The organism is Campylobacter novaezeelandiae, assembly GCF_004323845.1.
Taxonomy (GTDB): Bacteria; Campylobacterota; Campylobacteria; order Campylobacterales; family Campylobacteraceae; genus Campylobacter_D; species Campylobacter_D novaezeelandiae.
The window spans coordinates 1-20334 of record NZ_QPGR01000018.1 but is presented as its reverse complement, the minus strand read 5'-3'; the positions used below and the strand labels follow the sequence as shown (position 1 = coordinate 20334).

18 protein-coding genes and 1 pseudogene are annotated in these 20334 nt (G+C 26.3%); 10 read left to right on the top strand and 9 right to left on the bottom strand.

Annotation, left to right across the window (positions count from 1 at the left end):
* Nucleotides 1-309: 309 nt before the first annotated feature.
* The gene (locus DU473_RS07530; protein ID WP_131186921.1) at nt 310-1623 is read right to left on the bottom strand and encodes an SH3 domain-containing C40 family peptidase; all 1314 of its coding nucleotides are present in this window, start codon (nt 1621-1623) and stop codon (nt 310-312) included.
* A 46-nt stretch (nt 1624-1669) separates the two neighbouring features.
* Between DU473_RS07530 and DU473_RS07525 the strand changes: the two genes are divergently transcribed.
* On the top strand, nt 1670-2998 hold the full coding sequence (locus DU473_RS07525) for an ATP-dependent DNA helicase (protein ID WP_131186920.1): 1329 nt from the start codon (nt 1670-1672) through the stop codon (nt 2996-2998).
* The gene (locus DU473_RS07520) at nt 2995-3630 is read left to right on the top strand and encodes a hypothetical protein (protein ID WP_131186919.1); all 636 of its coding nucleotides are present in this window, start codon (nt 2995-2997) and stop codon (nt 3628-3630) included. The genes DU473_RS07525 and DU473_RS07520 overlap by 4 nt, the downstream gene beginning before the upstream one ends.
* Here the strand turns inward: DU473_RS07520 and lolA are convergent.
* Nucleotides 3627-4133, bottom strand: a complete 507-nt coding sequence (lolA, locus tag DU473_RS07515) for a LolA-like outer membrane lipoprotein chaperone (RefSeq protein WP_131186918.1) — start codon at nt 4131-4133, stop codon at nt 3627-3629. The genes DU473_RS07520 and lolA overlap by 4 nt on opposite strands.
* A 102-nt stretch (nt 4134-4235) precedes the next feature.
* Between lolA and secA the strand changes: the two genes are divergently transcribed.
* Both secA and DU473_RS07505 read left to right on the top strand, forming a co-directional pair.
* Nucleotides 4236-6818 (top strand): preprotein translocase subunit SecA, encoded by a 2583-nt coding sequence (secA, locus tag DU473_RS07510; protein ID WP_131186917.1) that lies wholly within the window; start codon nt 4236-4238, stop codon nt 6816-6818.
* A complete protein-coding gene (locus DU473_RS07505; RefSeq protein WP_131186916.1) occupies nt 6815-8014 on the top strand; it encodes an ABC transporter permease in 1200 nt (399 codons plus the stop codon). Before secA ends, DU473_RS07505 begins: the two co-directional genes overlap by 4 nt.
* A 4-nt stretch (nt 8015-8018) precedes the next feature.
* Here the strand turns inward: DU473_RS07505 and DU473_RS07500 are convergent, their stop codons facing one another.
* From DU473_RS07500 to rpiB, 7 genes are read right to left on the bottom strand one after another with little or no spacing between them, the layout of a single operon-like run.
* Complete coding sequence (locus tag DU473_RS07500) at nt 8019-11006, bottom strand: MFS transporter (protein WP_131186915.1); 2988 nt, start codon at nt 11004-11006, stop codon at nt 8019-8021.
* Complete coding sequence (gene ychF, locus DU473_RS07495; protein WP_131186914.1) at nt 11003-12112, bottom strand: redox-regulated ATPase YchF; 1110 nt, start codon at nt 12110-12112, stop codon at nt 11003-11005. Before ychF ends, DU473_RS07500 begins: the two co-directional genes overlap by 4 nt.
* Complete coding sequence (locus DU473_RS07490) at nt 12109-13560, bottom strand: leucyl aminopeptidase (protein ID WP_131186913.1); 1452 nt, start codon at nt 13558-13560, stop codon at nt 12109-12111. The genes ychF and DU473_RS07490 overlap by 4 nt, the downstream gene beginning before the upstream one ends.
* Nucleotides 13557-14153: a DedA family protein gene (locus DU473_RS07485; protein ID WP_131186912.1), complete on the bottom strand. Its 597-nt coding sequence runs from the start codon at nt 14151-14153 to the stop codon at nt 13557-13559. Before DU473_RS07485 ends, DU473_RS07490 begins: the two co-directional genes overlap by 4 nt.
* 11 nt (nt 14154-14164) lie before the next feature.
* Entirely contained in the window at nt 14165-14713 is a 549-nt protein-coding gene (apt, locus tag DU473_RS07480) for an adenine phosphoribosyltransferase (protein WP_131186911.1), read from the bottom strand.
* Nucleotides 14710-15042 carry a hypothetical protein gene (locus DU473_RS07475; RefSeq protein ID WP_131186910.1) on the bottom strand — a complete coding sequence of 111 codons (333 nt, stop codon included), beginning with the start codon at nt 15040-15042 and terminating at the stop codon, nt 14710-14712. The genes apt and DU473_RS07475 overlap by 4 nt, the downstream gene beginning before the upstream one ends.
* On the bottom strand, nt 15043-15480 hold the full coding sequence (gene rpiB / locus DU473_RS07470) for a ribose 5-phosphate isomerase B (protein ID WP_131186909.1): 438 nt from the start codon (nt 15478-15480) through the stop codon (nt 15043-15045). It lies immediately after the preceding gene.
* A 148-nt stretch (nt 15481-15628) separates the two neighbouring features.
* Here rpiB and DU473_RS07465 point away from each other — a divergent pair, with 148 nt between their 5' ends.
* The 6 genes and pseudogenes from DU473_RS07465 to DU473_RS07440 all read left to right on the top strand — a co-directional run.
* Entirely contained in the window at nt 15629-16180 is a 552-nt protein-coding gene (locus DU473_RS07465) for a CheB methylesterase domain-containing protein (RefSeq protein WP_131186908.1), read from the top strand.
* Between the two features lie 19 nt (nt 16181-16199).
* Nucleotides 16200-16982 (top strand): CheR family methyltransferase, encoded by a 783-nt coding sequence (locus tag DU473_RS07460; protein WP_131186907.1) that lies wholly within the window; start codon nt 16200-16202, stop codon nt 16980-16982.
* Nucleotides 16983-17061: 79 nt separating this feature from the next.
* Nucleotides 17062-17991, top strand: coding sequence for a ribose-phosphate pyrophosphokinase (locus DU473_RS07455; RefSeq protein WP_131186906.1), 930 nt, complete (start codon nt 17062-17064; stop codon nt 17989-17991).
* Nucleotides 17992-18222: 231 nt separating this feature from the next.
* Entirely contained in the window at nt 18223-18675 is a 453-nt protein-coding gene (locus tag DU473_RS07450) for a hypothetical protein (protein ID WP_131186905.1), read from the top strand.
* Nucleotides 18676-18775: 100 nt separating this feature from the next.
* Entirely contained in the window at nt 18776-20062 is a 1287-nt protein-coding gene (locus tag DU473_RS07445; RefSeq protein ID WP_131186904.1) for a Cj0814 family flagellar-dependent secreted protein, read from the top strand.
* 9 nt (nt 20063-20071) lie between these two features.
* Nucleotides 20072-20334: pseudogene (locus DU473_RS07440) on the top strand (Cj0814 family flagellar-dependent secreted protein); the annotation flags it as partial.

The window sequence follows — 20334 nt, the reverse complement described above, 5'->3', positions numbered from 1 at the left end:
GTTTTATGCTTCTTTTACTTTAATTACTCTTTGCTTATTTAAATAAAAAAGTTCTTGGGCTTTATTTTTATTTCTTTAAGCTTTATATGTCTTTGAAGTTTTTGATATTAAAAGGGGTGGATTGATTGGCTAAAATATTTATAATAAATTAAAGATAACAAATAAAAACAATTAAATAAGATTAAAATTTATCAATTTTAACTACCAATGAAAAAAATATTAAAAAGTTATTATCTCTTTTCAATGGAAAGATAAAATTGCTATATTGAAATTATATTGAATAAAGACTATATTATTTTTTTATCTTACTTAAAAGATATTTTTTAAGTAAGATTCTATGATATTTTTTTCATCTATATTAAGATTTATAAAAGCAATTTTGCTTAATTTTGAGATATATAAATTTTTATTTGGAATATCAGCTTGATCCTTTCCTATTTGCAAAGAAGTTATAGCGCTTTGAGAAATTAATAATCTAGTATTGTTATAGCCTTTTACTCCCCAAGCGCTATGTAACACAGTGTGGGTATTATTTATTTTTCCGCTATAAAGCATGATATGTCCAGGAAAATAAAGCAAGCTCAAATAGGGTTTAGCAAAATGATCAAGAAAATCCTCTTTTTGTTTTTGGTTTAATTTGCTAATATCAAAATAATCAAAATGAGTAATTTGTGCATAGGAGTTTCTAGGCATATAAATTCCAAAAGCAGAAAATAAATCTCTTGTAAATAAAGAACAATCTCGTTCAAAGTCATACCCTCCCCAGCCGTAAGGAAGATTTAGGATTTGAGAAATCTGATTTTTTAAATTTTTATCATTTAATTGCATAGGAAAAGTTGAGAAAAGGGTTTTTTGAGCTTTATATTTATAAGATCCTATTTTTCCATAATAATAGTTTTTATCTTTTTTATAATAAGGATAAATAGCCCCAACACGCGTTTGAAATAAAAAATTTCCCTTTGTATCAAAGATTGGTATTTTTTCTTTAAGGGGAGTTATAAAATTTAAATTTTCATAGATTTTTGCCCTATGATCACTTATAAATTCAAAATCATTAGCTTTAATAAAACCAAAACCGTTTTCACTCATCACAAAGGCATAGCGTTTATCTTTGCTATAATGCGATACTAAAATAGCAGAGCCTATATTTAAAATACCATTTTGTGCATAATCAAAAGGTAAACCTTCTCCTTCTTCAAAAGGATTTTTTAAAATAGCTTTTGAGGTTGGTAAATTTCTTATCAAAGAATTTTGTATTATTAGGGCTTTTTTATTTATTGATCCTAAGTGATTGATATTAGAATTTTTAATCTGCTCATCAAACCAGAATTGGAAAATTTTTTGCTTATTGTAAAAATAAAATTGATTTTTTTGATTTTTATACATTTTAAAAGCCCAAAATAAATCTTCATTTTTTAATTTTTTAAAATCACTATGCCAAGGACGAAAAAAATTCTTTTTATAGTTATTTTTTATAAAAAAATTCTCATCTAATTTAGGTAATATAGAAACATTTTGTTCAAATTTAAATTGTGCATATTGTGGAGTTTTAAAGGATTGTTGTGTGTTTAATGTGCATCCACTTATAAAAAATAAAATAAAATATAAAAAATAACGAAACATAAAAAAACCTTTATAAAAATAGTTATAATTATAATAAGGAAAAATAATGCTTGATAAACTAGAAAAAATTTTAGAAAAAAATAATGTTTTTTTAAGCGGTGGAGCTGGTGTTGGAAAATCGTTTTTAACAAATAAGCTAAAAGCACATTATCAAAAACAAGGTAAAAGTGTCATTTCTTTAGGATCTACTGCTTTAAGTGCATTTAATATTAATGGAATTACCTTACATAGCTTTTTTTGTTTTGGAAGAAGCGTAAATCAAAATGAACTTACATTTTATGATAAAAAACAAAAAGAAAAAATTATAAAACTCAATAAAATTTTAAAAAAGACAGATTTAATTATTATTGATGAAATTTCAATGGTAAGTGCAAATATCTTTGATATGATTGTTCTTAGATTAAGAAATTCAAGCTTTAATGGTAAAATTTTAATTGTTGGAGATTTTTTTCAATTGCCCCCTGTAATAAAAGATGATAAGCAAACATTATTTTCTAATTCTTTTTATGCTTTTAATTCTATATTTTGGAATGATTTGAATTTTAAATTTTTAAAGTTAAGCGTATCCAAAAGAACGGATAATGAAGAATTTTATAATTATTTATCTTTTTTAAGAAAAGGGGAGATTAATGATACTATTTTTTCATATTTTGAAAAATTGCTGATAAAGGATCAAATTGATGAAATATCTGATGATTTTACTTTATTGTGCGGCATCAATAAAAAGGTTGATTTAATTAATTCTCAAAAATTAAAAAAACTTGAAAGTGAGTTGGTGATTTTTAAAGCACAAGTTAAAAAAGAAGATAAATCTTTAGAGGATAAGGTTTTGTACTCTTGGATTAAAAGTTTAAATATTTTAGAAGAATTAAAATTAAAAATAGGTGCTAAAATAATCTTTTGTTTAAATAATTGGGAAAAAAATTATTATAATGGAGAACAAGGCATTGTAAAGGATATTTTGGAAAAAGATCAAGAAATTTATATTGAAATTTTAAAAAATAATGGCACAATTATTTTATTAGAACCTTATACTTTTAATATGGAAGAGTTAAGTCAAAATCAAGATAATTTAGAAATCAATATTCGTGCAAGTATAAGACAATTTCCTATAAAACTTGCATACGCTATAACAATCCATAAATCACAGGGTATGAGCATAGAAAAATTAATTTGTGATATTAATAATATATTTGAAAATGGACAACTTTACGTGGCTCTTTCAAGAGCTATAAATCCAAACAACTTAAAAATACTTTATTCTAGGATTGATAATTTTAGATCCTATTTTCATAATAGTTTAAAAATTGATACACAAGTTTTAGAATTTTATAAAAAAAATAATTTTTTAGATTTAGAAAAGGATGAAATATGAAAAAATATTTTTTTATTTTAATGATGCCATTTTTATTGTGTGCTGATACTTTAGAAATTTTAAATTTAAAAACAGATCTTTATTCTAAGGCTAGTGATAATTTACTTAAAAAAATCAATATTTCTTTAGAAATTAATGGAGAAAATTTAGAAAGTAATAAAGCAAAAATTATTGATAGTATTAATAGCGTCATTTCAAGTTTTTTTTATGAAGATATTTTTACAGAGCTTGGAAAAGGAACTTTTAAACAGACACTAGAAAAATTTATTTATAAGAAATATAAAATAAAAATTAATTCTATTTATATTTTATCTTTAAATAGTGTTGAAAAATTTGATATAGAAGAGTTAAGAAAATTTTTAAAATCTCAAGAAAAAGATAAAGAAAATTTAGAACAAGCTCCGCATATTAAAACACCAGAAATTCCTGAAGTTCCAAAAGTTTCTTTAAATAATGATTTAAATTTATCCAAAATAGAAAATATAAAGTTAGAAAACAACTTAACTTTAGATCATAATACATCTAATATTTTACCTCAAATATTTAAAGATAATAATACCAGTAGAAAGGAGAATAATTCAAGTGAATCTACTGGATTTGAGATAAAGCTTGATGAAAATCAAACTCTTTAAGAAACGATATCAAAATTTTTTGGAATTTTTGGTATAAATAAATTTTCATCTATGTGAGTATTTCTTTTTTGATTAAGTAATTTAATATTGACATTGTTATCAAATTCATCCTTATAAGAAATATTTTCTACTTGATTTTCTTTTAGATTTAAAATATAAGTAGTATTTTCATATTTGGCTTCATAAGTATTTTGATTGATCTTTTTGGCATTTTTAAAAATTTCGTTCAAATTTGGTATACGTTCAAGCTTTGAAATAATGACTTGTTCTAAATCATATTCTATGATAGTGATTTTATTATTATCTATAAAAATATCTTTATGCATAGGATTTTGATAATTCCAAAGAGCTTTATTATGAGTTATAATAAAATGCCCTGTATAGTTAATCTTTGTTTTTTTATTATCTATGCTTTGAATAAAATCACTTGAAAAATTTTCAAAGCTTAAATCAAGAGCAAAAATTTTAATTATCAAGCCCAATAAAATAAAAATAACCTTCATAAAATTCCTTAAAAAATAAATATTTTTAAAACATTCTAGCTAAGTTTAATTAAATAATAGTTATAATGATAGCTTAAAAGAATTTAATCAAAAGGCTAAATTATGTTTTTAAGCACCTTAAAAACTTTACTTGGAACAAAAAATGATCGCGAAATAAAAAAATATTTTAAACGCGTTGAAAAAATAAATTCTCTTGAAGAAAAATATCAAAAAATGCAAGATCAAGAATTAAAAAATGTTTTTGCAAATTTAAAAGATCAAGTTTTAAATAATCAAGTAAGTTTAGATGAAATTTTAAATGACGTTTTTGCTATAGTAAGAGAAGTTGGTAAAAGAACTCTTAATATGCGTCATTTTGATGTTCAATTAATTGGTGGTATGGTTTTACATGAAGGAAAAATTGCAGAAATGAAAACAGGTGAGGGTAAAACTTTGGTTGCTACTTTGCCTGTTGTTTTAAATGCTATGAGTGGTAAAGGTGTTCATGTGGTTACTGTAAATGATTATTTAGCAAAAAGAGATGCAGAACAAATGAGTGCTCTTTATAATTTTTTAGACTTAAGCGTTGGAGTTATTGTTTCAGAGCAAAATAGTGATATAGAAAGAAAAAAGGCTTATGGTTGCGATATTACTTATGGAACAAATAATGAATTTGGTTTTGATTATTTACGCGATAATATGAAATTTGAAGCAAAAGATAAAGTACAAAGAGGATATAATTTTGTTATTGTTGATGAAGTAGATAGTATTTTAATTGATGAAGCAAGAACCCCTCTTATTATAAGTGGTCCTACAAATAGAACTTTAGATGGTTATATCAAAGCTAATGAAGTAGCTAAAAAAATGAAACGAGCCAAAGAAGTAGAAGCTCCACAAAAACCAGAAGGTGATTTTTTAGTAGATGAAAAAAATAGAACTATATTGATTACAGAAGAGGGTATAGCAAAAGCTGAAAAGCTTTTTGGGGTTGAAAACTTATATAGTCTTGATAATGCAATCTTAGCCCATCAATTAGATCAAGCTCTAAAAGCTCATAATCTTTTTGAAAAAGATGTTCATTATGTTTTACGTAAAAATGAAGTTATTATAGTAGATGAATTTACTGGAAGATTGAGTGAAGGAAGACGCTTTAGTGATGGACTTCATCAGGCTTTAGAAGCAAAAGAGAATGTAAAAATTCAAGAAGAAAGTCAAACTTTAGCTGATATAACTTTTCAAAACTATTTTAGAATGTATAATAAGCTTGCAGGTATGACAGGAACTGCTCAAACTGAAGCGAGTGAATTTTCACAAATTTATAATTTAGAAGTGATTTCTATTCCTACAAATATTAAAATTCAAAGAATTGATAAAGATGATCTTATCTATAAGACTCAAGAAGAGAAATTTAAAGCCGTAATAGAAGAAATTAAAAAAGCAAATTCAAAAGGACAGCCTGTTTTAGTTGGAACTGCGAGCATAGAAAGAAGCGAAGTTTTTCATAAAATGCTTGTTAAAGAAAAAATTCCACATTATGTTTTAAATGCTAAGAATCATGAACAAGAAGCTTTGATTATACAAGATGCAGGAAAAAAAGGAGCTGTGACTATAGCTACAAATATGGCTGGACGTGGAGTTGATATAAAAATTGATGATGAAATAAGAGCGCTAGGGGGGCTTTATATCATAGGAACAGAGCGTCATGAAAGTAGAAGAATCGATAATCAGCTCCGTGGTCGTGCAGGACGTCAAGGTGATCCTGGAATGAGTCGTTTTTATCTTAGTCTTGAAGATAATCTTTTAAGAATTTTTGGTGGAGATCGTATAAAGGGTATTATGGATAAGTTGGGTATCCAAGAGGGTGAAAGTATAGAATCAAGAATAGTTACTAAAGCAATTGAAAATGCACAAAAGAAAGTTGAAAACTTACACTTTGAAAGCAGAAAACATTTATTAGAATATGATGATGTGGCTAATGAACAAAGAAAAACAATATATCGCTATCGTAATGAGCTTTTAGATGAAAATTATGACATTAAAAGCAAGATTTCTCAAAATATCCAAGAATATGTTTCTAATATTATGAATGAATTTTCAACCTACGATGAAGATAAGAAATTTGAAATTTTAAAACAAAAAATTCTTTATGAATGTTCAACTGAAATTGATGATAAAGAATTTAAAGATTTAGAATTTTCTCAAATTCAAGAGAAATTAGTTTTGGCATTACAAAATTCTTATAATCAAAAAATGCAAGAATTATCAGAAGAAGAGAGAAGGAATATAGAAAGAATTATTTATCTTCAAGTATTAGATAATGCTTGGCGAGAGCACTTGTATCAAATGGATATCTTAAAAACAGGAATAGGACTTAGAGGTTATAATCAAAAAGATCCTTTAGTAGAATACAAAAAAGAAAGTTATAATCTTTTTTTAGAGCTTGTAGAGCGTATTAAATTTGATAGCATAAAACTTCTTTTTAGTATAGTGTTAAATAAAAAAGATATCAAAAATTTAGAAGAAAAAGCTAATGAAGAAAATCAAAAAATTTTAGACAATATAACAGAATCTGGAGCAAGTGAGGATAATTTAGGCGAAATGGAATTTAGAAAAGTGCCAAGAAATTCTCCTTGTCCATGTGGTAGTGGAAAGAAGTTTAAAGAATGCCATGGAAAAAGTGGGCCAAAACAAGGAATATTTTCTTGAAAAAAGGAATTTTAAGATATTTACTTTTTAAGTATCTTCGTTTTGACAAAGAGCAACCTTTTATCAATCTTTCTATGCTTTTGGCTTTTTTAGGTGTTAGTGTTGGTCTTTGTGTTCTTTTAGTGGCAATGGCTATAATGAATGGATTTGATAAAGAATTTGAAAAAAGATTTTTTGTGATGAATTATCCCATTACCATTTTGCCTAAATTTTATTCTTTGGTTGATGATGATTTAATCAATAAATTAAAAAAAGAATTTCCTAAACTTAAATTTAGTCCCTATATTAGCACTCAAGTAATTGTTAAAACAGATAATTCTTTTGAGGGCGGGGTGTTATTTGGAGTTAATTTTAATGATGAAAAAGAGATTAATGAAGTAGTTAAAAAAGCTTTGGTAATTGATGAGATTAAAAATTTTGATATTTTAATAGGATCTGCTTTGGTGCGTGAGTTTGGTTTAAAAAGAGGGGATAAATTGGCTATTATTTTCTCAAATCTTGATGCAAGTGGATTTTCTTTGACCCCGAAAACAAAACGCTTTGATATTAAAGCACAATTTCATTCAGGTCTTTTGTTTTATGATAAAGCTTATATGTATACTGATGTAAATGCTTTGAGAAAAATTTTAAACAGAAAACAAGATTACGATGGTATCCATATTTATAGCACTAATGCCTTTGAGGATCTTAAAAAAATAAAGCAATACTTAGGAGATGATTACATAAGTATTGGCTGGTGGGAGCAAAATCAAAATTTCTTTTCAGCATTAGCCTTGGAAAAAAGAGTTTTATTTATAGTTTTAATGCTTATTATTCTTGTTGCGAGTTTAAATATAGTAAGTTCTTTACTTATGATAGTAATGAATCGTCGCAGTGAAATTGCTCTTTTATTAGCTTTAGGGGCCAGTAGGGTAGAGATTAAAAAAAGTTTTTTTTCTTTAGGTATGTTGATTGGTGGAAGTGGTATGATATGTGGCATTGTTTTAGCTTTTATTATTTTATGGCTTTTGGGAAATTTCGATATTATTTCTCTTCCTGCAGATGTTTATGGCACAACAAAATTACCTCTTGATTTATCTATAATTGATTTTTTCTTAACTATATGCGGAGCTTTAATTATCGTTGCTTTGTCTTCTTATTATCCAGCAAAAAAAGCAACAGAAGTTAATGTTTTAGATACTTTAAGAAATGAATAACTCTTTATATTATATGTAAAGAGTTATTTTCATCAATATACCCCATTTTTTTTGTATTGTACCAGCGTATTCCATCGATTTCTTTGATTGTCTCATCAGTTAGTTTTTTATCATTTAAATATCCAACCATAACTTGATGTCCGCCTAATAATATAGTTCCATGTTTGTTTAATAAATAATTTTTACTATTTTCTTCATCAATTTTTATAGCAATACCATCTAGAATGTGACCTAGGTTATTATTTTTTTCTTGATCGGTATTAATGCTTATTATAGGTGAAAGTTCGTTAATTCCAAATACACAAAAAATTCTTTTTTTGAATTTTGATTCAAATTTCTCTTTAATGTCTTGATTTATTTTATTATCGCTTAAGATGATTCTAGTATTTATGAATGCATTTTCATTTAATATTTGAATATAGTTTTTAAGGGCATTTTGTTCTTGGCATGTTATTGTAATTTGATTTGTAATTTTACTTTTAAAATTTACATTTATGATAGTTTTAGTTCCAGTTAAAATAGGAAGAAAGCTCATAATAAAACCAAAAAAAGCATGAGAAGGAAATGAAGATGATATAATGTCATCATTTCTTAAATTAAATTGGTCTGATATTTGCATAATAGTACTTAAGATATTGCGGTTATTAAACATAAAACCTTGGTTATTTTCAAAATTTATATTTGTGATGGCAAGATTGTTTTTTGAAGGAGAAAATATAAGTTTTAAAAGACTTTTTGGAAGTATGCTTATCAAAAGAGTATATAAAAATATTTTATTTTTTTGTTCTTTTATGGTTTTTAAAGTATCCTCTACGAAAATTAAATGAATATTTTTATCATTAAAATCTAAATCAAGATTTTTGAAAAAAAATCTTGATGTGTAAATTTGTTTTATATTTGAGTTTTTTATAATAGAGTATATATTTTTGTCATTATGATTTAAATTTATAATAACTTTTTGTGACAATAAAACACTAAGATTGCAAAGAAGATTTTCAAATGAAATTGGAAGTAAAATTCCTATGCATTCTTCTTTTGGCGCATAGCTTCCCCTTGAAAAATGGATATTGAGTGCTTTGGAATTATTTTTGATAATTTTGCTTAGCAAAAGACTTAAACTTAAAAATTCTCTATAAGTAAATGATGTATTGTTTAAAGAATCAATTAAAGCAATACGGGAAAGATTTTTTTTAGCACAATCAATCCAAGTTCTTGCTATGGTATGCGTAGCTTCACATTGCATTTGCCAAGTTTTAAATGATAATTTTAATATACACTCTTGAATTTCTGTTTTGCAAAGAGAATTTATTTTTTTATCAAAGGCTATGCAAATATATTTTTGACTTAAATATTTATTTTTTAATGAAAATTCTTCATTATCTTTCGAAAAAGAACTGCCCCATATGCTTTTAATATGAAAAGGTATAATTTCTATTTGTTGTTTTGAAATTGTATTTTCTAAATCATCTTTTATTTCATCTGTAAAGATACAAACTACTTCTCCTTTTTCAAGCAGTTTAAGACCTTCTTTTAAATTTTTAGACATAAAGCTAAATTTTTCAATAAAAATCTTAATATACCAAGGAGAGAAAATATTATTACCCATAATAAAATGAACTTTTCTTGGAATAATCATTTGTATAATGGCCCAATCAAGAAAACTATCGCGATTTCCTATTAATAAGATCCCTTTTTGACTTGATAAATTTTCAAATCCATTGATTAAAAATTTATAATGATGAAAATAAGAAAAACTGGTTAAAAGTCTTATCAATAAAAAAGGAAGTTGTTTAAATATATATAAAGATATGATAAAAGCAATAGACGCAAGAATATAAAAAATATAATTTATATTAAACCTAGTCATTGCAAACAAAAAAATGAAGATAATGCAGTTTAAAATAATACTACTTTGTATGAAATTATTAATTAAAATAACTCTTTGTATTTTTTTTGTTTGAGAGTGAAACTGTATAAGAGCAAAAAAAGGAATGATTATAAAAGCTCCACAAAATCCAAACAAAAAAAAGACCACAAAATGATTTAATATATGAGGCAATAATAGTGTTAAAATACAAGAACCAGAAAGAGCAAGAGGGATAAATCCAAATTCAAGATAAGTCTCTGAAGATCTCTTTAAAATAAAAGAACCAAAAATAAATCCTATAGCTAGCAATATAAAATTTAAATAAATATAAAATAAATCATCTTCAAGTAAAACATCCTTAACGTATATAGGAAATAGTATCATATAAGATTCTAATAAAAATAAAAATACAGAGATACCCAAGATAGAAGGAAAAAGAATGGGTTTTTTGATTATTGATTTTAAATTTTTTAAAAAAAGTTTTTTCTTTAAAAATTTTTTTAATGAGTATTTAATATTTTTTTCTTGCAAAATCGAAAGCTTATAGCTTAATGCTAAATTTATTAAAGATAGGGCAATAAAAGATAATCCAATTAAATTAATAAAATCAGAAATTTCATTTTTATTGTTCAGAGAAAAAGAAGATGCTCCAAAAGCCATTAAAATTGCTAAAGCACCACTAATACCAATTAATAAATTTATTTTTAATGCTAAATGTTTTTGAGCAATTTTTGTTATATAAGCATAAAAAATAGGAAAATAAAAAGAATTAAGTAAGGCTAATAGAAAATTTAAAAATAAAGCTAGCCAAAAAATGTGATTATAATAAGATATATAAATAATCACAGATAATAATAAAAATAAAGAAGCTAGTAACTTTATAATGTATTTTTTAGCATAAAAAGCAGTATTTAAAAAGCTGGTTAAAGGATAAAATAAAACAAAAGGTAAAAAAAATAAAACCTCATTCAATATAACGAAAAAAGATTGTAGATCTTTTTCATAAGTACTATAAATGAAGTTTTTAGTTATTAATTTATGACTTATATAAATAAAAATATTTATAAATATTAATAATAAAAGAATATGAATTTGATTAATTTTTTTTAAAAAAATCTTTCTCATTTACTCACATTAAACCTAAAATGCATAACATCTCCATCATTAACCAAATAATCTTTTCCTTCTAAACGTAATTTTCCCGCTTCTTTAGCTTTGATCTCTCCGCCGTATTGAATAAAATCTTCATAAGAAATTACTTCAGCCTTAATAAAACCTTTTTCAAAATCATTATGAATAACGCTTGCAGCTTTTGGAGCTTTCCAGCCTTTTTTTATAGTCCAAGATCTCACTTCTACTACTCCAGCGGTAAAATAATTAATAAGACCGAGTTTATGAAAGCTTGTGCGAATAATTTGATCAAGTCCGCTTTCCTTGACTCCTAAAGAATTTAAAAACTCATAACTTTCTTCAGTATTAAGAGTGCTTAATTCTTCTTCTATTTTGGCGCAAAGTTTAATCACTTCTTGATTTTGCTTCTTTGCATATTCTTTTAGAATTTTTACATAGTGATTGTCTTCATTAAGGGTATTTTCATCAACATTTGCTCCATAAATTACTTCTTTAGCAGAAAGTAGTCGTAATTCTTTAATGATATTTTGATAAATTTCATTATCTTGTTGTTCAAAGGTTTTTGCTGTTAAACCTTTATTAAGATGTTCAAGCAGACGTGAAGCTAGTTCTAATGTTTCTTTAGCTCCTTTTTGGTTAGCTTTTGCTTCTTTAGAGAGCTTTTCTATTTTTTTATTTAGTTGCTCAATATCTGCTAAAATAAGTTCAGTATTAATGATTTCAATATCTCTTATAGGATCTACACTCCCTTCAACGTGCGTGATATTTTCTTCTTCAAAGCAACGCACTATGTGCAAAATAACTTCAGTTTCTCTAATATTAGAAAGAAATTTATTACCAAGTCCTTCTCCTTTGCTTGCTCCTTTAACAAGTCCAGCTATATCTACAAACTCGATTAAAGATCTTACAATTTTTTGTGGATTGACAATTTTGGCCAAATGATCAAGCCGTGGATCTGGAACTTCTACTAATGCTTTGTTTGGTTCTATGGTGCAAAATGGATAATTAGCACTTTGTGCATTTTGCGTTTTAGTTAAAGCATTAAAAGTTGTTGATTTTCCTACATTAGGAAGGCCTACTATTCCTACAGAAAGACTCATTTATTATTCCTTAAAAGATAAATTAAGAAATTTACACACATTCTAACTCCAGCCCCGCTTGCTCCAAAATTTGTATAACCCCAATTTTTTTCTATATAAGCAGGACCTGCAATATCAAGATGCAACCATTTATCTTTATATTCTTTACGTATAAATTTATCTAAAAAAAGTCCAGCAGTGATTGCTCCTCCATAACGACTTGATGAAACATTGCAAACATCTGCTATATTTGATTTAATCAACTCTCTAAGATAAGGGTTAAAATGTAATATAGTTGTGTATTCTCCGCTTTTTTTGCTTGATAAATAAAAATCATTTTGTAAATTTTCATTATTTCCCATAATGGCGCTTGTATATTCTCCAAGTCCTACAACGCAAGCTCCTGTTAAAGTTGCCAAATCTATAAGTAAATCAGGTTTTAAATCCTGTGCAAAAGAAAGACAATCAGCTAATACTAATCTTCCCTCCGCATCGGTATTTCTTACTTCTATACTAATACCTTCTCTTGAGATTAATATATCATCAGGTTTGTAAGAATTTCCTCCTATCATGTTTTCTGTAACACCAAGAATGCAATGAACTTCAAATTCTAATTCAAGTTCTGCTACTGCTTTGATAATTCCCATAGCAGCGGCAGCACCACTTTTATCCGCTTTCATTGTAACCATATAATCTGAAGGTTTTAAGCTAAGCCCACCACTATCATAGGTCAAACCTTTACCTACAAAGACAATACGTTTTTTTGCATTTTTATGTTTATAGCTAAGGTGAATAAGACGTGGAGGATGGACAGATGAACGATTAACAGCTAAAAACGCATTCATCTTTTCTTTGATTAAAAATTTTTCATCATAAATTTTACACGATATATTTTTATTTGCTTTTGCTAAATTTTTGGCATCTTCTGCCATTTGAAGCGGAGTGTAGAATTCAGGAAATTCATTGACGATATTTTTTGTAAAATTTGTAGCATTAGCTAAAATTTCTCCTCTTGAAATTCCTATTTTTGCTTCATCGTGATTAAATTTTTTATTATTTATGTCATTTTTGGCAATAATGATTTTTTTGATATTTGATTGTTTTTTTTCACTTTTATATTTATCAAATTTATAACTTGCAAAAATAATTCCTTCCACTAAAGCAGAAAAACTTCTAACTACACATTCTCCTATTATGGAAGGGGTTTTAATAGTTTTGATATTTAATTTTTCAAGATATTTGTAAGCCTCATAAAAACTTTTTCTTATATCCTCATAATCAAGGCTTTTTAGTTCTATAAATAATTTTTTACTATTTAAATCAATACACAATCCTTCACCTGTATAATTATTAAGGTCAAAGAAATTTTTATACTCTTTTAAATTTTTTATATTTTTGTTTTGAATAAAAACGAGTTCAAAGTCAGCTGAAATTTCTTCAATTTTTTTTAAGCTAAATTCAAATTTCATGATTTTTTCCTTCTTTCCTTTAGTAAGGCTTTTTCCATTTGTTTAAAACCAAATAACAAAAGCAATAAAAACAATACGATAATTAAGGCTGCATAATACCAATGTTCTTCTGCCCATCCAACTGCTTTCCAAATGGTTTCACCAAAATACCAAGCCAAAAGTATAGTAATACTTGCCCAAGCCCAAGCACTAAAAAGATTGATAATGGCAAATTTTCTAGCACTATATCTTGTAATACCAATACTCATAGGTATAATTGTTCTAAAGCCATACATATAACGCTGAATAAAAATAATAGGCCAGCCAAATTTTTGTAAAAGTAAATGGGCTACAGCAAATTTACGTCTTTGTGTTCTAAGTTTTTTTTGTATATATTTTTTATTATACCTTCCAATATAAAAATAAACTTGATCTCCAGCAAAACCTCCAAGTCCTGCTATAAAAATAACTAAACCTAAGTTGACATGACCTTGATGAGCAAAAATTCCTGCCAAAATTAGAGCAAGTTCTCCTTCTAGCATACACCATACAAAAATAATAATATAGGCAAGATCTTTATAATTGTAAAGTAAATTTTTTAAAAAATCTTCCATAATAAACCTTTCTAAATTTGTAAAATACTATAAACTGAAGTAATACTAGAAAGTTTTTCTACTCCTTTTAGATCTTTTAATTCAAGTAAAAAACAAGATTCTATACATTGTCCTCCTGCTTTTTGGATAAGCTCACAAGAAGCTATAGCTGTTCCTCCAGTTGCTATTAGATCATCAACAAGAAGTACTTTAGCATTTGAAATGCCATTAAATGCATCTTGATGAATTTCTAAAGTATCACTTCCATATTCTAATTCATATTCACAAGAAAATGTTTTATATGGAAGTTTTTTAGGTTTTCTTATCGGAACAAAAGGAACATTAAGTCTTGCACAAAGCATAGCAGCAAAGATAAATCCACGACTTTCAGCTCCAGCGATAAAGTCAAGCTTTGTATTTTTATAACGTTCTTGTAAATGGTTTAGCAAAAAAGATAAAGCTTCTTTATTGTTTAATAAAGTTGTGATATCTCTAAATTGGATTCCTTTTTTAGGAAAATCTGCAATTGTTCTGATTGTATCAAGTAAATATTTTTGTTCTTTGGTATTTAATGTTATCATAATAATGCCTCTATTTTTGCTTCTAATTCTTTAATTCTTTGTCTTAATTTATCATTTTCTAATCGGTATTGGGAATTTCTAGTTCTAAGAGAAGTTAAATCAGCTTTTATTTTGTTTAGCTCTTCTGTTAGAATATCTATATTTCCTAAACTTCTTTGAAGTTGAACTTGGAGTTTTCTTATAATAATTTCTGTGTCATCAAGGTTATGCTTAATAAACTCTTTGGAATGTTTTTCTTTGTGAAGTAAAGTTTTATAATAAAATAACATAACAATTAAATAAATGCTAATACAAATAAGCACAGTCAGTATAAGCCAATCTAAAAACATTTATAATCCTATTTCAATTTTTTGAATTCTGTCGATATGTCTTCCCTGTTCAAAGGGAGTTTGGATAAAATTTTGAATAATATCAATTGCTAAATCAGTTCCGATGAGTCTTCCACCCAAGGCTAAAACATTTGCATCGTTATGTTTTCTAGCTAGTTTTGCACTAAGACTTTCATTGCATAGGGCACAACGAATATTTTTATGTCTATTTGCAGCGATTGAAATGCCAATCCCTGATCCGCAAATTAAAATTCCAAAGCTTTTATCGTCAATTTTGCTAGCAAGCAAATGAGCAAAATCAGGATAATCACAACTTGAATTATTGTGTGTTCCAAGATCAATAAAAGAAATATTTTGATTTTGAAAAAAAATACAAATTTGCTCTTTAAGTTTAAAGCCAGCATGATCACTAGCAATATAAATTTGTTCTTTAAGCATAAAAATCCGACCCAACTAAAAAATTAAGATTTATTTTATCACAATAAAGTATAAAAATAACTAATTAAAATATAAAAATATACTAAAATATTTATGATACAATAATATTTCTATAAAATATTAATTAAATGTCAAGGAAATTTTATTAATGAAATTTATACTTATAGGATCTTCTACAGGTGGACCTAATCAACTTAAATATTTATTAAAAGATGTAGATATTAAAAATACTTGTATTGTAATAGCTCAACATATGAGTCAAAGTTTTATTCCTTCGTTTGTAAGTCAATTTAATAAAGAAGCTTTAAGTGAAGTATGTATTATAAATGATAAAGAAATGCTATCAAATAAAATTTATATTTGTCAAAAAAATACTATTTTAACAGGAACTTTAAATCCAATTGCATTGTGGCAAGATGAAGTTTTGTCAGATTTTAAGCCAAGTGTTGATTTGCTCTTTAATTCTGCAATTGAGCTTAGTAAAACAAATAAAATATTAGCTATTATTTTAACAGGTATGGGAAATGATGGAGCAAAGTCCTTGCTTAAGCTTTATAAAGCTGGAGTAAAATGTTTATGCGAGAATGAGACAGATTCTGTAGTTTATGGAATGCCAAAAAGAGCTAAAGATTTAAATCCTGAATTAAAGCCTATGAGTTTAAAAGAAATTAAAAAAGAAATTTTAGATTTTATTGAATAAGAATTATCAAGGGATAACTATGGAAAAAAAGAATCTTAATGATTTTGAATTTAATGAGTTTGTAAAAGTGATTAACGAAATAAGTGGTATTGATTTAGCTGATAAAAGAAACACTCTTTCTTTAAAATTATTTAAATTTTGCTTAGATCAAGGGTTTGATAATTTTCAGGATTTTTTATTTAAATTAAGGATTAATCAAAAATTAAAACAAGAAACTCTAGATTTTGTTACTATAGGTGAAACATATTTTTTAAGAGAGCTTGAACAGTTAAAAGAGGTAATTTTCTATATCAAAGGTTTAGAAAAAAGTGTAAGAATTTTAAGTGCTCCTTGTTCAACAGGAGAAGAGGTGTATTCTTTGGCTATTTTAGCTGCTCAGAATTTTATTAAAGACATAGATATTTTAGGAATTGACATAAATTCCAATGTTATAGAAAAAGCAAAATTAGGAAAATATCAAGGAAGAACTTTACAAAGACTTAGTGAAGCTGAAAAAAATAAATTTTTTACAAAAGAAGGTGAAATATATACTATCAATAAAAGTGAGCTTTGTTCTTGTAAATTTGAACTTTGCAATGTTTTTGAAGATAAATTTTTAAGGCTAGGAAAATTTGATATCATTGTATCAAGAAATATGATGATATATTTTAATCATGATTCTAAATTAAAACTTATGGAACGTTTTTATAAGATTTTAGATAATAATGGAAGATTATATATTGGAAATGCCGATTTGGTTCCAGATGCAGGATTATTTAAAAAGGTTTTTTCTTCTAAAGGGGTGTATTATGAAAAAGTATAAATCATTTGAAGATCTTTATTTTACAGCATTTTTTAATATTTATTTTAATAGAATGCCGTTTTAATTTTTAAGGATATTTATGCGTGGTTATAAAATTTTTTCAGGTTCAGCTAATATTAATTTTGCAAAAGAAATTTCAAAATATCTTTCTTTACCTTTAAGTGATGCTGGTATTAAACGTTTTAGTGATGGTGAAATTAGTGTTCAAATTGATGAAAGTGTTCGTGGAAAAGATGTTTTTATTATACAAAGCACTTGTGTTCCAACGAATGATAATTTAATGGAGCTTTTGATTTTAACAGATGCTTTAAGAAGATCAAGTGCTAATTCTATTACAGCAATTGTCCCTTATTTTGGATACGCAAGACAAGATAGAAAAGCCAATCCCAGAGTTCCAATTACAGCTAAATTGGTTGCTAATTTGATTCAAACTTCAGGAATTGATCGTGTTGCAACTATTGATTTGCATGCAGGCCAAATTCAAGGTTTTTTTGATATCCCAGTTGATAATCTTTATGGAAGTATAGTTTTTAATGACTATATAAAAAATAAACATTTTAAAAATGCAATCATTGCAAGTCCAGATATAGGGGGGATTGCAAGGGCAAGAAGTGTTGCAAAACATTTGGGTCTTGACATTGTTATTGTTGATAAAAGAAGAGAAAGAGCTAATGAAAGCGAAGTTATGAATATTATAGGCGATGTTAAAGATAAAGAGGTAATTTTAGTTGATGATATTATAGATACTGCAGGAACTATAGTAAAAGCTGCTGAGGTTTTAAAAGATAGAGGGGCAAGATCGGTTATGGCTTGTTGCACTCATCCAGTATTAAGTGGAGCAGCATATGAAAGAATTCAAAATAGCGCCTTAGATGAACTTGTTGTTACAGATACAATTCCTCTTAAAAAAGAACTTCCTAATATTAAAGTATTAAGTGTAGCCCCAATTTTTGCAGAAGTTATACGCCGTGTTTATCACAATGAAAGTGTAAATTCCTTATTTATTTAAATCTATAAAGATGAAAAATATCTTTATAGATTTTATAACTTCAATATAGCAAAAATTCAATAAATATTATAAATTTACCCAATTTTATAAAAAATAAAAACACTCATAAATACCATAAAATCATTATAAATAATCTTCAAATATCTATAAAACAATGTTTTATTAAATTTGACTTAAAATATTTTCTGCAATAAAACAAATTCACATCATATTTTAAAATAAGGAGCTAAAATGTTTAAAAAACTACTTAGTGTTGTAGCTTTAGGTGCTTTAGTTTCAAGTTCTGCTTTTGCAGAGGATATTCTTGCTAAAGTAAGTAATGGAGCAATTAGTGATAATAGCGCAGGTGTTAAAGTTCTTAGCCTTGATGAGATGAAAGAGGTTAAGGGTGGATATTGGTTTCAAAGAGATAGTGCTTTTGATTATAATGCAGGTTCTCTAAGTTCTTATGGTTATGTTGTTTTAAATGACAATGATTACAGTGGTCATAGTCATGGAGCAGTAAGTGCACAACTTGGTTATTCAAGTAATGGATATATCGTAGCTAAATACCGCTATGTAAATAATCAAAAAGATTATTATTTGCAATATTTTTCAAGCAAATATGGAACAGGCACAAATATCTGGGCTTATGCAGGAAGTCCTGCTTATGAAATTTTAAGACAATTTAAAAATCAATACTAATTCTTTCTAAATTTATTCCATTTTATTCTAAAATGGAATAAATTTTGCTTATATTAATTTATATTTAGATTGAAGGCAGAATCTAAATCAAGGAATTAATATGAGTATCTTTAGCATCAATGATAATTCAGGTTATACTTCTATACTTTCACAAAGTAAAGCTAATAAAGAAAGTAAAGAAAATTCTAAAATAAATTTTGCTAATACTTTTTTAAAACAAAATGTCACTAAGTTAAATGAAATTCAAAGTGCAAATTCACAAACTTTAATAAGAAGTGAAGTATTAGATGATGAGTTAAATTCTGCTAATATATCTAATACTATTAATACTAATTTTAGTATTAATAATACTAACAATACCACTAAAACAAATTCTTTTAATTATGATATAGCAAGTGAATTTAAAAACTCTATTTATACTTTAAAATATAAACAAGCTGATCCTTTAGTTAATACAAGTAATATTGCATCTTTAGCCTATGGTTATAGTGTAGATAAAGATGGTTATATGGGAGAAGACTTTAATAAAGCTGCAGGATTACCAAAAGATTTTAAGATACATAAATCTACTTTAGATGAGATAGAGAGGTTTAATCAACATCGTATGGCTGATGAAACTAATGGAAACTATTATAATAGTTTTGATATGGCTTCTATTGTTAAATCCTATTATAATAGCTTTAATCAAGTAATAAGTGCATTTTCAAATGATAAAACAAGTTTTAGCAAAGCAGATTTGGAACAATTACCAAAAGGGTTAAATTATAATTGTAATGAAAACAAAGAAAAAATTGTAACAAATATATTTAATGCAAAACAACTGAAAGAAGCACAAGAGCTTGATTGTATTGCAGGTCTAGGGATTAATTGGGTAAAACTTGACTTTTCTCCACAAAGCATGGAGCAAGGTCCTTCACTAGAAGATGGCTTTAATCCTAATATGTCAGTTTATCCACAAAATGAAGATGGAAGCTATTCTAAAGAAGCTTTGTTTATGAGTTTTTTAAAGTCTTATTCGCCTGTTCCATCTCCAAATCAAGTTGTTTTGAGCTCTGAAGCAAAAGTTCGTGAAGCAAAACTTGATCAAGAAATGAAAGCAAATCCTTCTTTTAGTGTTTCCTTAGATGACATCATGACAGGCAAAGTTGATTTTGCAAGTTTATTAAAAGGTTATGCTCAAGATGGATGGCTTGATGCAGATATATATGCAATAGAAAAAGGAGTTAAATGGCAAAATACAAGTATAGGTTATGGTGGAGCTTGGTTTGATAGAGAATTTAATAATGCTAAAAATAATGGCTGGAAAGCAAGTAATGAAAATATAAACTCTTTTGTAAATTCTATAATGGATAGACTCAATAATCTTTTGGAGCAAACTAGAGTATAAGGAGTTAATATGAGTATCTTTACTATCAATGATAATTCAGGTTATACTTCTATACTTTCACAAAGTAAAACTAATAAAGAAAGTAAAGAAAATTCTAAAATAAATTTTGCTAATACTTTTTTAAAACAAAATGTCACTAAATTAAATGAAATTCAAAGTGCAAATTCACAAACTTTAATAAGAAGTGAAGTATTAGATGATGAGTTAAATTCTGCTAATATATCTAATAATAGTAATTTTAGTATTAATAATACTAACAATACTACTAAAAC

Bases quoted from the DNA above. Each gene is read 5' to 3' on its own strand.
- DU473_RS07475 (WP_131186910.1), bottom strand. From the start codon at position 15,042: ATGTTTTTAGATTGGCTTATACTGACTGTGCTTATTTGTATTAGCATT.
- DU473_RS07520 (WP_131186919.1), top strand. From the start codon at position 2,995: ATGAAAAAATATTTTTTTATTTTAATGATGCCATTTTTATTGTGTGCT.
- DU473_RS07490 (WP_131186913.1), bottom strand. From the start codon at position 13,560: ATGAAATTTGAATTTAGCTTAAAAAAAATTGAAGAAATTTCAGCTGAC.
- DU473_RS07500 (WP_131186915.1), bottom strand. From the start codon at position 11,006: ATGAGAAAGATTTTTTTAAAAAAAATTAATCAAATTCATATTCTTTTA.
- DU473_RS07450 (WP_131186905.1), top strand. From the start codon at position 18,223: ATGTTTAAAAAACTACTTAGTGTTGTAGCTTTAGGTGCTTTAGTTTCA.
- lolA (WP_131186918.1), bottom strand. From the start codon at position 4,133: ATGAAGGTTATTTTTATTTTATTGGGCTTGATAATTAAAATTTTTGCT.
- DU473_RS07485 (WP_131186912.1), bottom strand. From the start codon at position 14,153: ATGGAAGATTTTTTAAAAAATTTACTTTACAATTATAAAGATCTTGCC.
- ychF (WP_131186914.1), bottom strand. From the start codon at position 12,112: ATGAGTCTTTCTGTAGGAATAGTAGGCCTTCCTAATGTAGGAAAATCA.
- DU473_RS07445 (WP_131186904.1), top strand. From the start codon at position 18,776: ATGAGTATCTTTAGCATCAATGATAATTCAGGTTATACTTCTATACTT.
- DU473_RS07525 (WP_131186920.1), top strand. From the start codon at position 1,670: ATGCTTGATAAACTAGAAAAAATTTTAGAAAAAAATAATGTTTTTTTA.
- DU473_RS07455 (WP_131186906.1), top strand. From the start codon at position 17,062: ATGCGTGGTTATAAAATTTTTTCAGGTTCAGCTAATATTAATTTTGCA.
- rpiB (WP_131186909.1), bottom strand. From the start codon at position 15,480: ATGCTTAAAGAACAAATTTATATTGCTAGTGATCATGCTGGCTTTAAA.
- apt (WP_131186911.1), bottom strand. From the start codon at position 14,713: ATGATAACATTAAATACCAAAGAACAAAAATATTTACTTGATACAATC.
- secA (WP_131186917.1), top strand. From the start codon at position 4,236: ATGTTTTTAAGCACCTTAAAAACTTTACTTGGAACAAAAAATGATCGC.
- DU473_RS07530 (WP_131186921.1), bottom strand. From the start codon at position 1,623: ATGTTTCGTTATTTTTTATATTTTATTTTATTTTTTATAAGTGGATGC.
- DU473_RS07460 (WP_131186907.1), top strand. From the start codon at position 16,200: ATGGAAAAAAAGAATCTTAATGATTTTGAATTTAATGAGTTTGTAAAA.
- DU473_RS07465 (WP_131186908.1), top strand. From the start codon at position 15,629: ATGAAATTTATACTTATAGGATCTTCTACAGGTGGACCTAATCAACTT.